This window comes from Kribbella sp. HUAS MG21 (genome assembly GCF_040254265.1).
GTDB lineage: Bacteria > Actinomycetota > Actinomycetes > Propionibacteriales > Kribbellaceae > Kribbella.
Window position 1 is genome coordinate 426,617 of record NZ_CP158165.1, and the last position, 13,123, is coordinate 439,739.

Here is a 13,123-nt window from a genome sequence, read left to right on the forward strand (position 1 = left end):
TCGGTTCTACAGCGCGAACGCTCCCTTCAGCCCGGTGACGACGCCGCCACCGATGGCCAGGGACAGCACCAGGAGGCGCGCCGTCCGGTCGGGGATGCGGCCCGCCAGCAACGCACCGACGCCCGCACCGCCGAGCAGCCCGAGGCCGACCACGACCCACTCCCGGTCGGCGAGCGGCGGGACGCCCCGGGTGACGAGCGAGAAGACGTTGACGACGGCGCCGTAGAACAGTGCGTTCGGTACGAATTCGCGGATCGTCCAGTTCGCGTTGACGGCGTACAGCGAAACCGGTGGACCACCCAGTCCGGCCGCCGTGTTCATGAAACCGCCGGTCGCCCCTGCCGTCAGAGCACCGGCGAGGCCTTTGAGCGCCGGCACCCGCAGGCCGCTGAGCAGCAGTGCCGCCGTCACCGTCACCAGACTGCCCATCACCACGAGCAGCACCGGCCCGGGCAGAGCCCGGGAGAACCAGGCGCCGACCGGTGCCGTGATTGCAGCCGCGACCAGCAGCGGAACCATCGCCCGCAACCGCACGTGCCGCCAACCTCGCGCCAGTCCTGCGACACACACCAGACCCGCCCCGCAGTTCGCCAGCGAGACCCCGTCCACGGGCCCCAGCACCATCACCAGTGCGGGCACCGCGACGAGCGCGAACCCCATCCCTGTCAGCCACTGCACCAGCGCTCCGAGCAGTACCACTCCACCGAGCAGCAGAACCTCCGGCGACACCCGTCGTCTCCTCCGTTCGACCCTCATCAGTGTCGGCGACGAACTCCTGGGCCGACCCGGTGGGGTGGTGGGAGGGATTCGCGCGAGAGAGTGTGCGCATGGAGTCGCTTCTGCTCGTGCTCGATCTGGCGGGGATCCTGGTGTTCGCGATCTCGGGTGCGTTGCTCGCGGTCCGGCGGAACCTGGACATCGTCGGGCTGCTGGCGCTGGCGGCGCTGACCGGGCTGGGCGGCGGCTGGATCCGCGACATCCTGATCGGCGCCGTGCCGCCCGCCTCGCTCGCCGACTGGCGTTATCTGCTGGTGCCGGTGATCGCGGCGCTGGCGACGTTCTGGTTCCACCCGGCCGTCGCGCGGCGGGAGCGGACCGTCGACGTCATGGACGCGTTCGGGCTGGGACTCTTCTGCGTCGCCGGATCGCTCAAGGCTCTCCAGTTCGACGTCGGTCCGCTGTCGGCGATCCTGCTCGGGATCGTGACCGCGGCCGGCGGCGGCGTCCTCCGCGATGTCGTCGTACAACGGGTCCCGACCGTGTTCGGCCCCGGCGAGCTGTACGCGATCCCCGCCGCGGCCGGCGCCACGCTCGCCGTCGTCGGCCACGAACTCGAGTTCCCCGCCACTCCCGTGGCGATCGTCGCCGCCACAGTCGCCGTCACCTGGCGCCTCCTCGCCATCCTCCGCGGCTGGCACGCCCCGGTCCCGCGCGCCTAGGTCCTGTCGAGCACGGTTATCGTTGCGCGCATGGAGGCGGCGACGGTTCGGTTCACCGAGCATCGCGGGCTGTTGTACGCCGTCGCGTACCGGTTGCTGGGGAGTGTCGCCGACGCACAGGACGTGGTCCAGGAGGCCTGGCTGCGCTGGAGCCGCGTCGACACCGACACGGTCGAGGACGCCGAGGGCTACCTGGTCCGGGTCACGACGCGGCTCGCGATCGACCGGCTGCGCAGCGCCGCCGTACGCCGTGAGTCGTACGTCGGGCCGTGGCTTCCGGAACCCATGCTCACCACGCCCGACACGGCTGATCACGTCGTACAGGCCGACGACGTGTCGACCGCCGTACTGCTGGTCCTCGAGTCGCTGTCGCCGATCGAGCGCGCGGTCTTCGTGCTGCACGAAGCCTTCGGCTACAGCTATTCCGACATCGCCGGAATCCTCGGCCGTCAGGTGCCGGCCGTCCGTCAGCTCGCGCACCGGGCGCGTACGGCGGTCGCCGCGCGCCGCCGCCGGTACGACACCGACCGGGCGACCCAGCGGCAGGTGACCGAGCAGTTCCTCGCCGCCTCCATGGACGGCGACGTCGAGGCGCTGATGGCGGTGCTCGCGCCGGACGTCACGCTGATCAGCGACGGCGGCGGGCTCACCGGCGCCCCGCGCAAACCGATCCACGGCCCGTTGTACGTCGCGCGCGCGTTCGTCGTGCTGTCCGGGCGGAGGCCGGCCGGGTCGTCGGTCGGGATCGAGGAGCTCAACGGCGCTCCCGGCCTCGTCGTCCGGTCGGCCGACGGCCCGGTGCTCGCGGTCACGCTGCACCTGGTCGACGGCGGCGTGCACACGCTGCACGTGGTCAGCAATCCGACGAAGCTCACCGGCCTGATGTCACATCCGGCGTAGCTGTCTCGTCCGTGAGGCGACCCACTGCCCTCCACGGATCGGAGACCTTGTGTACGCCGCCTATCTCGCCTGCACGCTGCTCGCTGTCGCGCTCACCGGCAGCGCCGCGATCGCCAACGTCATCGGGCACGCGTACCCGAAGTCCCAGGCCGACAAGGTGCGCGTCGACCACAAGTGGATCCTGCCCTTCGGGTTGCTGCTCGGCGCGGGCGCGGCAGGCCTGCTCGCAGGTCTCGCGGTACCGGCGCTCGGCCTGCTCGCGGCCGCGGGGCTGGTGATCTACTTCCTCGGCGCGCTGGTCGCGCACCTGCGGGTGCACGACCTCAGCCTCGGCCCGTGGTCGTTGTACTTCGGAGCCTGCGCGGCCGCGCTCGTCACCACGATCGCCTATCGCTGAACGGCCCGCTTCGAGCGCCAGAGGTTGGCGGCCAGGGCGACCAGGCCGACGATCAGACCCGTGCCCAGGCCGATCAGCATCGCGATGCCGAGGTGCCGGAGCGCCAGGCCGTCGGTCCACATCAGTTGGTGGACGATCGCGAGCGATACGCCGTACAGGCCGCCGACCATCAGGAAGTCCGCCAGCGGACGGCGGCTGCGGCGCCGGATCGCCACGACGAGCCAGACCGCGAACGGGATCAGCGCGAGGCAGTAGTAGAGCAGCCCGCTCTCCGGCGGTACGACGTCCAGATCGGCCAGGACCGTCCGCGGAATCCCGAGCGCCACGAGCGCGAGCACCAGCCAGGCCGGCATGTCGGTGGCCGGGAACCTGTTGTTGTGATTCATCCGTCTTCCCTTCGGCTTGTGTCCAAGCGTCCGGGACGGTGCCGTCGGCCCGCATCGGCCGGGCGGCGACACCCGGCGTACGTCCGGCGATGTAGTGCGGTCCTCTAAGCTGGCTCGATCATGGGGTCGGACGGTGCGGATCAGTCCCGGTTGCGGCAGCTGAACGAGCGCGCGGTGCTGGCCGCGGTGCGGTCCGCGGGTGCGGCGCGGGTCGCGCAGATCGTCGAGCAGAGCGGTCTCGGGCGTACGGCTGTCGAAGAGGTGCTGGCCAGTCTGGTGGAGCGGCGCTGGCTGGTCGAGGAGAGCCCGGCGATCCGCGGGCGCGGGCGACCGGCGCGGAGCTACCGGTTCCGGGCAAGGGCCGGGTACGTCGTGGGGCTGGACATCGGGGCGTACTCCGTCCGCGGGGTGCTGACCGACCTCGACGGCCAACTGCTCGCGAACACGAGGCATGCGGTCACACCCGAGACACCACGGGACAAGCGCCTCGCCGCAGCCGACCAGGTAATCGCCGAGTGCGCTGCTGCTGCGGGCGTACCGGTGTCGCGCGTCTGGGCCGTCGGCGCCGGCACCACAGGCCTGGTCGACACCACCGGCACCGTCACCCGCGCCAACGCCATCCCCGACTGGGCCGGCACCAACCTCCCCGCCCACTTCAAGACCCGCCTCTCCGTAGCCGACAACGACAGCCAGTTGGCCGCCCTGGCCGAACAACGCCACGGCTCCTCGCCCTCCCCCGACCTCGCGGACATGGTGTTTCTGCACGCGGGGCGCCGTACTGGGCTGGCTCTGGTGTTGGACGGGCGGTTGCGGCGGGGAGCGTTCGGGGCTGCGGCTGATATGTCTGCGTTGAAGGGGGTTGCTTGGGAGGCGGCGCTCGAGTTCTTGCATGGCGTCGTGCCGGATGATGTTCCGACTGTGGACAAGGCGGAGCAGGCGTTTGCCGCCGCGCGGGCGGGTGATCGGGCGGCGCGGGCCGCCGTACGGAAGTATGCCCGCGCCATGGCCGTGGCGGCCGCGACGGCGATCGCGATCGTGGACCCCCGCGTGCTCGTCCTCGGCGGCGCCTTCTCCCAGGCGGCCGACGTACTGCTGGACCCGCTCGCCACCGAGCTCGCCCGGCTCTGCCCGCGCGTCCCCGAACTCCGCGCCTCCTCCCTCGGCGCCCTGTGCGTCGCCCTCGGCGCCGCGAGCCTCGCGCTCGACGCCCTCAACGACCGCCTGCTCACCCCGGCCCGCGGCCCACTTCCCCCACTGACTGCCCGCAGCATCTAGCTCCTGGCGCCGACACCGGCTAATAATGTCGGAAAGAGGCAATAATCCCCAGGAAGTAGGTCTGCGTGTGAACAGTCGGATCCGCCGCCGGACGTTCCTCACCGCCACCGGCGCGATCGCCACCGCCACTGCCGTCGGTGACGTCGCGTACGCCACGCCGCACGCCCTCGACGACGCTCCCGAGTACGTCGACGTGCAGCTGCTCAACATCACCGACCTGCACGGCTACCTGCAGCCGACGACGCCGAGCCAGGGCAGCGTGATCACCGGCGCCGACGGCGTGAAGGTGACCGTCGGCGGCGTCGGTTACATGGCCACTCACCTCAAGCGCCTGCGCGAGGGCCGCCGGAACTCGTTCTTCTTCTCCTCCGGCGACAACTTCAACGGCTGGCCGTTCGAGATCGACGCGCACGCCAACGAGCCGACCATCGAGGCCCTGAACGCGCTCGAACTGGACTTCAGCACAGTCGGCAACCACGAGCTCGACCACTCGGTCGAGTTCCTGGTCCACCACATGGAGCGCGGCGTCCCGTACCCGGTCAGCGGTCGCGACGACAACTTCGTCGACTCGACCGGCCACCGGTTCCGCGGCGCGAACTTCCGCTTCTACACCGCGAACGTCGTGTACGCCGACAGCGGCCGGCCGATCGTGCCGCCGTACAACATCGAATGGGTGGACGCGGGCGGCGGCCGGCGGCTCCCGATCGCGTTCATCCACCTGACCGTGGTCGGCTCCGAGGTCGGGTCCACGTCGTACCAGCCCGGGCTGCGGACGCTGTCCGACCTCGAGCAGGCGAACAAGCTGGCCGCGGACCTCAAGCGCCGCGGCGTCAACGCGATCGTCATCAACATCCACGACGGCGGCGTCGCCGGCAACGACTACAACGCCGGTACGAACCCGTCCGGGCCGATCTTCCAGCTCGCCGCGCACGCGTCGCCGGACATCGCCGCGATCGTCACCGGGCACTGGCACTGCCGGTTCAACATGATGGTCCCGGACCCGAACGGCGTCCCGCGCCCGGTCGTCGAGGCCGGCAACCACGGGTCGCTGATCAGCGAGATCAACCTCAAGCTCGACCCGCGCACCGGCGCGGTGATCCGCGAGCTCACCACGTCGACGAACCACGCGAACACCCGCGACGTACCGCTCGACGAGGAGCTGCAGTACATCGCGGACTACTGGACCGCGCAGGGAAAGAAGCGGTACGCGACACCGCTGGCCCGGATCACCGGCGACTTCACCCGGACCCTGAACGCGTCGGGCGAGAGCACGATGGGCAACCTGGCCGCGGACTTCGCCTACTGGGACGCGAACCAGAGCCGCGACGGCCGCGCGGACCTGGCGCTGATCTCGGTCAAGCCCGTCTCCGGCTCCAACGCCCTGACCGGTGACCTGCTGGTTGCCAAGGGCACCAATGCGTCGGACACCGACGGCACCGTGCTGTTCGGCGAGGCGTGGACCGCGTTCGGTTACGGCAATCCGATCCTGACCGTCACGTTGCCCGGGACGCAACTGCATGCGGCGTTCGAGGCGCAGTGGGTGGCGCAGGCAAACGGGACCGAGAAGTTCGCGCCGTTCGCGGTGTCGCACAACGTCAGCTACACCTACGACACGACGAAGCCGATCGGTCAGCGCGTCGACCCGGCTTCGGTGCTGATCGACGGCAGCCCGCTCGACCTGAACCGGGACTACCGGGTCGCCGCGCTGGCCTACACGCTGATCGGCGGCGACGGTACGACGGTCTTCGCCGGCTTCACGGATCCGGTCCGCAACGACCGCGACCACGAGGGCTTCATCAAGTACGTGCGGGCGCACCCGGTACTCACGCCGGCTCCGCTCGGCCGGGCGCATCCGGTGAGCTGATCCGGGAGCGCTCCCAAGGGTGGGGGCGGTTGACGGGAGGGTAATCGATCGGTCACGATCGGTCAGGAAACTGGAAGCGCTCCCGGAGTCCGCCCCCAACCCGAGTAGGAGCAGCAGATGAGATGGATCGTCCGAGGCCTGGTCGTCGCCGGGCTGACGCTCGCGGCCGTCGTACCCGCCCACCAAGGCGCCGGTGCCGCCACGACCGGGGACCCGACCCGGCTGACCAGCGGCTTCTACGTCGACCCGAACTCGAACCCGGCCGTCTGGGTCCGCAACAACACCGGCGACAGCCGCAGGACCGCGATCCAGAACTCGATCGCGTCGAAGCCGATGGCGCGCTGGTTCGGCAACTGGAGCAACCCGATCGGTACCGCGGTCGGCAACTTCGTCGGCGCCGCGGACGACGCGGACAAGCTGCCCGTGCTGGTCGCCTACAACATCCCCGGCCGGGACGCGTGCGGCGGCCACTCCGGCGGCGGCGCCGGGACCCCGGCCGCCTACCGCGCCTGGATCCACGACTTCGCCGTTGCCATCGGCAACCGTCCGGCGATCGTGGTGATCGAGCCCGACGCGCTCGGCGACTTCAACTGCATGAACGCCGACCAGATCGCCGAACGCAACGGCATGCTGACGTACGCCGTCCAGCAGTTCAAGGACCTGGCGCCGAACACCTGGGCCTATCTCGACGGCGGGAACGCCGGCTGGGTAGCGGCCGACGTGATGGCGCAGCGGCTCACCGGCGCGGGCCTGGCGAACGCGCACGGCTTCGCGCTGAACGTCTCGAACTACTACACGACCGCCCAGACCACGGAGTACGGCGCCGCGGTCCGGAGCCGGCTGTCCACGCCGAAGCCGTTCGTGGTCGACACCAGCCGGAACGGGAACGGCGCGGGCGACGGCTGGTGCAACCCGGCCGGCCGCAAGCTCGGCGTACCCGCACAGACCGGCGGCGGCGCGGAGATGTTGCTCTGGGTCAAGGTCCCCGGTGATTCCGACGGCGACTGCGGGATCGGCGCCGGCATCCCGGCCGGTACCTTCAGTCCGGACCTGGCCATGCGCCTGATCAACGGGAACTAGATTCCCGGACCACCAGGCGGGTCGGAAGGATCAGCGGCGTCGGGCTCTCCCCGCCGAGGACCGCGTGCAGCATGCGGGCCATCTCCCGCCCCAGCGACCGGATCGGCTGGCTGATCGTGGTCAGGGGCGGGATGGTGTGCCGCGCCATCGGGATGTCGTTGAACCCGACGACCGCGACGTCGGCCGGCACCGACCGGCCGGCGTCGGTCAGCGCGCGGAGGGCGCCGACCGCCATCTGGTCGGAGGCGACGAACACCGCGTCCAGGTCCGGGTGCGCGGCCAGCAGTTGCTCCATCGCCGTCCGGCCGCCGTCCTCGGAGAAGTCCCCGTGCACGACGCGTTCCGCGTCCAGGCCCGCGACCGCGAGCGATTCCCGGAACCCCTGGTGGCGCGCGGTCCCGGCGGCCTCGTCCATCCGCCCGGTGATGGTCGCGATCCGCCGCCGGCCGGTCTCGACCAGGTGCTCCGCGGCCAGCCGCGCGCCGCCCCGGTTGTCGGCGTCGACGTAGTACCGCGGTTCGAAGGTCAGCGGGCGGCCGCCGAACACCACCGGCAGGTCCGAGTCCTCGGCCAGGCGCGCGATCGGGTCGTCGCCGTGCATCGACATCAGCATCACGCCGGCCGTCGTCCGGGTCCGGAGCAGCTTCTCCAGACGTTCCTGCCCGCGGCTCGAGGTCGCCGTCACCAGCATCAGCTCGAGCTCGGTCTCCTCCAGCACCGACAGGATCCCGACGACGACCTCCGCGACGAACTGGTCGGCGAACACCTGCGGATCCTCCGCGGACACCGCCAGTACGACGGAACCCGACTGCCGCGAGGCGAGCGCCCGGGCGGTCGCGTTGGGCACGTAGCCAAGGTCCTGGATCGCCCGCTGGACGGCCGCCCGCTTGGCCTTGCTCACGTGCGGGGCGTTGTTGAGCACCCGGGACGCCGCCGACCGGGACACCCCGGCCCGGGCCGCGACCTCGTCGAGCGTCACCTGCCGCCGCTGTGGATCCATTCGCCGATCATCACATGGTTCGGAGGCTGTCACGTCTCGTATCCGGCGGTGTATGACTACTGGATGACAGCGGAGCCGGGCGGGGTGCAGCGGGGCAGTGTCCGCAGCAGCGGGCTCGAGGCGACGATGGAGTTGCTGAACCGGGTCTACCCGAGCCGGGTGCGGCTGGTCGGCCGGCACCGGGACAACGGGTCGCTCGCTCTGAGTACGGCGGACTGCCGCGGCGTCGGCGCCGACCGGTGCCGGATGGAGATGCGGTTCGACGCGCTCACGGACCCCTGGACGGACCTCACCGCGATCTGGCTGGTGAAGGGCCGGCTCGGCCTCGGCGACCGGAACGGCGAACACACGCTCATGGCCGGCGACAGCTTCCTGTACTCGATCAAGGACGTCATGCAGTTCCGCGCCCAGCCGCTGGAGCTGGTCGTGGTCCGGGTCGCGCAGGAGGACGTGGCGCGGGTGGCCGCGCGGCACTTCGGCGTCGTACCCGCGGATCTCTGGCCGACCGCCGGGCGGCCGGTGTCGCGGGCGATGAACACGCACTGGCAGATCCTCACCGGCTCCGTCCGCAAGGCGCTCGCCGTCGCGCCGTCGGTCGCGGAACACCCGCTGATCGCCGGGCAGCTGCTCGAGTACGTCGCCGCGTCCATGCTCACGGTCTTCCCGAACGCCACCATGCAGCTGTCCCACGTGCCGTCCCCCGGCGCGGTCGGTACGGCAACCCTGCGCCGGGCCGTCGCGTACGTCGACGCGCACGCCGGCGAGCCGATCACGGTCGAGGACATCGCGAGCGCGGCCGGGACGAGCTCACGGGCGCTGCAGTACGCGTTCCGCCGGCATCTCGCGTGCACGCCGCGCGAGTACCTGCGCCGGGTCCGGCTCGAGCGGGCGCATCGCGACCTCCAGGACGCGGACCCGAGCCGCGGCGACACCGTCGCGGCGGTCGCGCTGCGCTGGGGGTTCACGTCGACCGGCTGGTTCGGCCGGCACTACCGGGCGGCGTACGGACGCGCACCCGGCGAGACTCTCCGCGAGAACTGCTAGGACGTGCCGGCGACGGCGTGGCGCCTGGCGAGGACCGTGGCGAGTTCGTGCCGGTAGACCGGGCGCGCCATGTCGCTGGTGTGCGTGAGCTGCCGGTACCGCAGCATCCGCTGGACCTCGTCGACGCCGACGCCGAGCGCGGTCGCGGCGGACGACAACGTCAACCAGCCCTCCCGCAGCCGGGCCAGCACCTCCACGTCGTCGCGGCGCAGCGGCAGCTCCTTCCCGTACGCCGCGAGCAGGCCGGACGAGATCAACCGCCGTACGCCGGTCTGCCCGAGCCCGAGGACGACGCCCGCCTCCGCGACCGACATCCACTGGTCGAGACCTGACCGGATCACGTCGGAGAGCAGCAGCCGGCGGTGCGACCGCGACCGCGCGGGCAGGTGACCGGCGCGGACGAGTGCGGCGACACGCTGCGGCGGGACGTCCAGCAGGACCGCGGCCTGCGCGGTGGTGATCAGCGGATCGTCGACCATCAGCGGCTCACCGAGCAGCTCGGCCAGCCGGGCTCGGTACTCCCGGGCCAGTGTCTCCATCGCAGCCACCCCCAGATGCCGGACGGGCGCGCCGGCGAGAACACGCCCTGCGCCCGATTGATGCACGGGCGGTCGCGGAGCGCCAGCACGGCCTTCGGCTGCCGGAGCGCGGCTTCGGAAACCGGCACACCTCAGGCGCCGGGCACCGCGTTCCTGATCTGCAGACCGGGGCGTCGGCGGTGCACGGTCAGGTACGACAGGCCGTCGGCGCCCGCGGTGAGCTCCCGCTTCGCGCCGTGCGGCAGCCAGACGAGGTTGCCCGCGGCAACGTGCTGCGGCCCGGCCGCCGTACCGAAGATCCCGTCGCCGGCAACCACGACGAGCAGCAGGTCCAGGTCCGGCTCGACATGGCTGTCGATCCGCCGCCCGGCGGGCAAATGGACCAGGTTGGCGTCCAGCTGCCGCCCCGGCTCCGCGAGCCGCCAGCGCGCCCCGGACTCCCCCGCCGGGTCGTCGGCGAGCGCGTGCAGATCCGCCAGGATGCGTGGGACAGGCTGATCCATGCCCGCACCCTAGTCCCTCGACACGCCGCCGATGCTGTGGGTGGAGACTCGGAGGATGAGGAAGACGGAGCCGGTTGACCGGATGACGAGGCCTTGGGCGACCAATCCGGCGGCCGCGTCCTGGGTCGCGCCGGCGGCGGTGGAGTCCGCGCTCGCGTTCCACCGGAGCATGCCCGGGTACGCCGCGACGCCGTTGCTGGAGGTGCCCGCGCTCGCGAGGCAGCTCGACGTCGACGCCTTGTGGGTGAAGGACGAGTCGGACCGGTTCGGCTTGCCCGCCTTCAAGGTGCTCGGCGCGTCGTGGGCGGTGAATCGCGCCTTGGGACCGGCGCGAACCTTCGCCGAGCTGGCCTCCCTCGTCGCGGGACGGCGGCTGACGCTCGTGACCGCGACCGACGGCAACCACGGGCGGGCGCTCGCGTACCTCGCCCGGTTGCTCGGGCTCGCCGCCCGCGTCTACGTCCCGGCCGGGCTGCCGGACGCCACGCTGCAGGCGATCCGCGACGAAGGCGCCTCGGTCGTCGACACCGGCCGGCCGTACGACGACGCAGTACAGGTCGCGGCCGCGAGTGCCGGGGACGGTGACGTGTTGATCCAGGACACCGCCTGGCCCGGGTACGAGGACGTGCCGCGGTGGATCGTCGCCGGGTACTCGACCCTGTTCGCGGAGCTCGACGCGCAACTCCCGTCCGAGCCCGGCCTGGTCGTGGTCCCCACCGGCGTCGGCTCCCTGCTCCAGTCCGCGATCGAGCATTACCGCGCACCGGGACGCCGTACGACGATCCTCGCCGCCGAACCGGCCACCGCCGCCTGCGTGACGACCTCCCTCGCCGCCGGACGCCCGATCACCGTCGACACCTCCGCGCCCACGATCATGGCCGGCCTGAACTGCGGCACCGTTTCCGCCACCGCCTGGCCAACCATCCAGCACGGCCTCGACGCCGCCATCGCGGTCACCGAAGCCGAAACCCGCGCCGCCCTGTCTCTCCTGCACACCCACAACATCCCCGCCGGCCCCTGCGGTGCCGCCTCCCTGGCCGCCCTCCAAGCCGCCGACCTCGAGGCGTCCACCGTCGTCCTGATCAACACCGAGGGCCCGGGACCCGGATTCGTCCGCCGGGACATGTAGCAGGTGAAGCCCCTCGTCGGGGGGACGATCTGGAGGTGGCGGTGGGTGACGGGGAGTTGTGGCAGCGGGGCGTCGACGGGGAGCCGGAGGCGTTCGGCATGCTGTTCGATCGGCACGCCAGAGCGGTGTACAACTTCGTGTTCCGGCGCGTCGGATCGTGGAGTGACGCCGAGGACCTGACCTCATTGGTGTTCCTGCACGCCTGGCGCCGGCGGGGCGATGTGGTCCTGGTGCACGACTCGGCGCTGCCGTGGCTGCTGCGGACGGCGGACTTCGTGATCCGCAACGAGCGCCGCCGGCAACGGTTCCGCTGGCTCAACCTCACCCGGCAGGCGCCGGCGCCGGACGAGCCGGACCACGCCGACCGGGTCGCCGCACGGATCGACGACGAGCGGGAGGCGCGACGGTTGCGGGCGCTGCTGCGGCAGCTGCCGCGGCACGAACAGGAGATCGTCGAGCTGTGCTTCTGGAGCGGCCTCGACGCGCAGTCCGCGGCCGTCGCGCTCGACGTACCGCTCGGCACCGTGAAGTCCCGGCTCGCCCGCGCCCGCAAGCGCCTGCGCGATCTCAGCGTCGCCGTACCGTCGGATTCCTTGGAGAACCTGTCATGAACGAGTTGCTCACCCGGCGGCCCGACCAGCCGCTGCCGCCCGGTACCCACGAGCGGCTGCGCGCCGAGCTGCTGACGGCGATCGAGGCCGAACCGGCGCGGCCGCGCCGCCGGATCCTGGCGCCCGCGCTCGCCGCCGCGGCGGTGCTCGCTGTCGTCGCCGGGCTCGCGATCGGCGTCCGGGCATTCCGGACCGAGACCGCGCCGCCGGCCGCCGGACCGGGCGCCGTCCGCGCGTTGACGGCTGACGAGACCGATGCGCTGCGGACCCAGTGCCTGGCGGAGGCGCACCGGATCAGCAGCAAGTCGCTGCCGCACCCGTTCACGGACTACAAGGTGATCAGGGCGTTCGAGTTCACCGGCGTGAAGGATCCGGACGTCGTCAGCACCTGGCTGATCGGCACGGGGTTCCAGACCTACCCGAAGGTCGCCGATCACCGGATACCGCAGCGACGCGTCCCTGCCTACTGGCTGTGTAGCCGCACCGCCGGCGGCGTGATCAGCGAACCCAGCATCCGGTTCGGTCACGCCGCGACCCTGAGCGGCGGGCCGCTGCTCTCCATCGCTCGCAACGCGGGCGTCTACACCAAGGACGTCGCCCGGATCACCGTCCAGCCCAAGGGTCAGCAGCCGATCGAGGCGCTGCTCCAGGACGGGTTCTGGTTCGCGCCGACCGTCGGCCGGGTCGACTGGGGTCCGTACGATGCCGACGATCCGGGCAAGAGGGACTTCGTGATCCGCGGCTACAACGCCGCGGGGACCTTGCTGGTCAGCCACGACGGCCCGGATCCGACCGCCGCGCCGGTGACCTGTCCGTACCAGGCGATCACGCTGCCGAACGGCGAACGGACGCATGTCCCGAGCCCACCGGTCAAGCCGCAGTGCGTGGAGTACCACTGGCCGTCCTGACCATCGGTGATCGAATTTGGATGGTTTCCGGCAGATTTGATCAGATTC

At 71.5% G+C, this 13,123-nt stretch carries 15 protein-coding genes; 10 read left to right on the forward strand and 5 right to left on the reverse strand.

Features of this window, described 5'->3' with window-relative positions:
• Nucleotides 1-6 precede the first annotated feature (6 nt).
• A complete protein-coding gene (locus ABN611_RS01960; protein WP_350278001.1) occupies nt 7-729 on the reverse strand; it encodes a sulfite exporter TauE/SafE family protein in 723 nt (240 codons plus the stop codon).
• 98 nt (nt 730-827) lie between these two features.
• On the opposite strand from ABN611_RS01960, the gene ABN611_RS01965 reads away from it, so the two are divergent.
• Genes ABN611_RS01965 through ABN611_RS01975 form a run of 3 tightly spaced genes read left to right on the forward strand, consistent with a single transcriptional unit; the run spans nt 828 to nt 2,736 of the window.
• On the forward strand, nt 828-1,439 hold the full coding sequence (locus ABN611_RS01965) for a TRIC cation channel family protein (RefSeq protein ID WP_350278002.1): 612 nt from the start codon (nt 828-830) through the stop codon (nt 1,437-1,439).
• Between the two features lie 30 nt (nt 1,440-1,469).
• A complete protein-coding gene (locus ABN611_RS01970; protein ID WP_350278003.1) occupies nt 1,470-2,339 on the forward strand; it encodes an RNA polymerase sigma-70 factor in 870 nt (289 codons plus the stop codon).
• A 49-nt stretch (nt 2,340-2,388) separates the two neighbouring features.
• Nucleotides 2,389-2,736 carry a DoxX family protein gene (locus ABN611_RS01975; RefSeq protein WP_350278004.1) on the forward strand — a complete coding sequence of 116 codons (348 nt, stop codon included), beginning with the start codon at nt 2,389-2,391 and terminating at the stop codon, nt 2,734-2,736.
• On the opposite strand, the gene ABN611_RS01980 is transcribed toward ABN611_RS01975, so the two are convergent.
• Nucleotides 2,727-3,122, reverse strand: a complete 396-nt coding sequence (locus ABN611_RS01980; protein WP_350278005.1) for a hypothetical protein — start codon at nt 3,120-3,122, stop codon at nt 2,727-2,729. The two genes, ABN611_RS01975 and ABN611_RS01980, sit on opposite strands and share 10 nt — an antisense overlap.
• A 120-nt stretch (nt 3,123-3,242) precedes the next feature.
• Here ABN611_RS01980 and ABN611_RS01985 point away from each other — a divergent pair, with 120 nt between their 5' ends.
• The 3 genes from ABN611_RS01985 (at nt 3,243) to ABN611_RS01995 (ending at nt 7,341) form a co-directional block, all read left to right on the forward strand.
• Nucleotides 3,243-4,397: an ROK family protein gene (locus ABN611_RS01985; protein WP_350278006.1), complete on the forward strand. Its 1,155-nt coding sequence runs from the start codon at nt 3,243-3,245 to the stop codon at nt 4,395-4,397.
• Nucleotides 4,398-4,464: 67 nt separating this feature from the next.
• Nucleotides 4,465-6,261 carry a 5'-nucleotidase C-terminal domain-containing protein gene (locus tag ABN611_RS01990; protein WP_350278007.1) on the forward strand — a complete coding sequence of 599 codons (1,797 nt, stop codon included), beginning with the start codon at nt 4,465-4,467 and terminating at the stop codon, nt 6,259-6,261.
• 117 nt (nt 6,262-6,378) lie between these two features.
• Nucleotides 6,379-7,341, forward strand: a complete 963-nt coding sequence (locus ABN611_RS01995) for a glycoside hydrolase family 6 protein (protein WP_350278008.1) — start codon at nt 6,379-6,381, stop codon at nt 7,339-7,341.
• Here the strand turns inward: ABN611_RS01995 and ABN611_RS02000 are convergent.
• On the reverse strand, nt 7,328-8,341 hold the full coding sequence (locus tag ABN611_RS02000) for a LacI family DNA-binding transcriptional regulator (protein WP_350278009.1): 1,014 nt from the start codon (nt 8,339-8,341) through the stop codon (nt 7,328-7,330). The two genes, ABN611_RS01995 and ABN611_RS02000, sit on opposite strands and share 14 nt — an antisense overlap.
• A gap of 63 nt (nt 8,342-8,404) precedes the next feature.
• Here ABN611_RS02000 and ABN611_RS02005 point away from each other — a divergent pair, with 63 nt between their 5' ends.
• Nucleotides 8,405-9,385 carry an AraC family transcriptional regulator gene (locus ABN611_RS02005; RefSeq protein ID WP_350278010.1) on the forward strand — a complete coding sequence of 327 codons (981 nt, stop codon included), beginning with the start codon at nt 8,405-8,407 and terminating at the stop codon, nt 9,383-9,385.
• Here ABN611_RS02005 and ABN611_RS02010 read toward each other — a convergent pair.
• Nucleotides 9,382-9,924 carry a hypothetical protein gene (locus ABN611_RS02010; RefSeq protein WP_350278011.1) on the reverse strand — a complete coding sequence of 181 codons (543 nt, stop codon included), beginning with the start codon at nt 9,922-9,924 and terminating at the stop codon, nt 9,382-9,384. The two genes, ABN611_RS02005 and ABN611_RS02010, sit on opposite strands and share 4 nt — an antisense overlap.
• Before the next feature lie 131 nt (nt 9,925-10,055).
• Nucleotides 10,056-10,427: a hypothetical protein gene (locus tag ABN611_RS02015; protein ID WP_350278012.1), complete on the reverse strand. Its 372-nt coding sequence runs from the start codon at nt 10,425-10,427 to the stop codon at nt 10,056-10,058.
• Between the two features lie 55 nt (nt 10,428-10,482).
• On the opposite strand from ABN611_RS02015, the gene ABN611_RS02020 reads away from it, so the two are divergent.
• The 3 genes from ABN611_RS02020 to ABN611_RS02030 are packed head-to-tail and all read left to right on the forward strand — an operon-like array spanning nt 10,483 to nt 13,075.
• Nucleotides 10,483-11,556: a pyridoxal-phosphate dependent enzyme gene (locus ABN611_RS02020; protein WP_350278013.1), complete on the forward strand. Its 1,074-nt coding sequence runs from the start codon at nt 10,483-10,485 to the stop codon at nt 11,554-11,556.
• A 35-nt stretch (nt 11,557-11,591) separates the two neighbouring features.
• Complete coding sequence (locus tag ABN611_RS02025) at nt 11,592-12,167, forward strand: sigma-70 family RNA polymerase sigma factor (RefSeq protein ID WP_350278014.1); 576 nt, start codon at nt 11,592-11,594, stop codon at nt 12,165-12,167.
• On the forward strand, nt 12,164-13,075 hold the full coding sequence (locus tag ABN611_RS02030) for a hypothetical protein (RefSeq protein ID WP_350278015.1): 912 nt from the start codon (nt 12,164-12,166) through the stop codon (nt 13,073-13,075). The genes ABN611_RS02025 and ABN611_RS02030 overlap by 4 nt, the downstream gene beginning before the upstream one ends.
• The last annotated feature ends 48 nt before the right edge of the window (nt 13,076-13,123 follow it).

Coding starts and splice junctions, on each gene's coding strand:
- ABN611_RS01970 (WP_350278003.1), top strand. CDS start 1,470: ATGGAGGCGGCGACGGTTCGGTTCACCGAGCATCGCGGGCTGTTGTAC.
- ABN611_RS02010 (WP_350278011.1), bottom strand. CDS start 9,924: ATGGAGACACTGGCCCGGGAGTACCGAGCCCGGCTGGCCGAGCTGCTC.
- ABN611_RS02030 (WP_350278015.1), top strand. CDS start 12,164: ATGAACGAGTTGCTCACCCGGCGGCCCGACCAGCCGCTGCCGCCCGGT.
- ABN611_RS01985 (WP_350278006.1), top strand. CDS start 3,243: ATGGGGTCGGACGGTGCGGATCAGTCCCGGTTGCGGCAGCTGAACGAG.
- ABN611_RS02000 (WP_350278009.1), bottom strand. CDS start 8,341: ATGGATCCACAGCGGCGGCAGGTGACGCTCGACGAGGTCGCGGCCCGG.
- ABN611_RS02005 (WP_350278010.1), top strand. CDS start 8,405: ATGACAGCGGAGCCGGGCGGGGTGCAGCGGGGCAGTGTCCGCAGCAGC.
- ABN611_RS02020 (WP_350278013.1), top strand. CDS start 10,483: ATGAGGAAGACGGAGCCGGTTGACCGGATGACGAGGCCTTGGGCGACC.
- ABN611_RS01965 (WP_350278002.1), top strand. CDS start 828: ATGGAGTCGCTTCTGCTCGTGCTCGATCTGGCGGGGATCCTGGTGTTC.
- ABN611_RS01980 (WP_350278005.1), bottom strand. CDS start 3,122: ATGAATCACAACAACAGGTTCCCGGCCACCGACATGCCGGCCTGGCTG.
- ABN611_RS02015 (WP_350278012.1), bottom strand. CDS start 10,427: ATGGATCAGCCTGTCCCACGCATCCTGGCGGATCTGCACGCGCTCGCC.
- ABN611_RS01995 (WP_350278008.1), top strand. CDS start 6,379: ATGAGATGGATCGTCCGAGGCCTGGTCGTCGCCGGGCTGACGCTCGCG.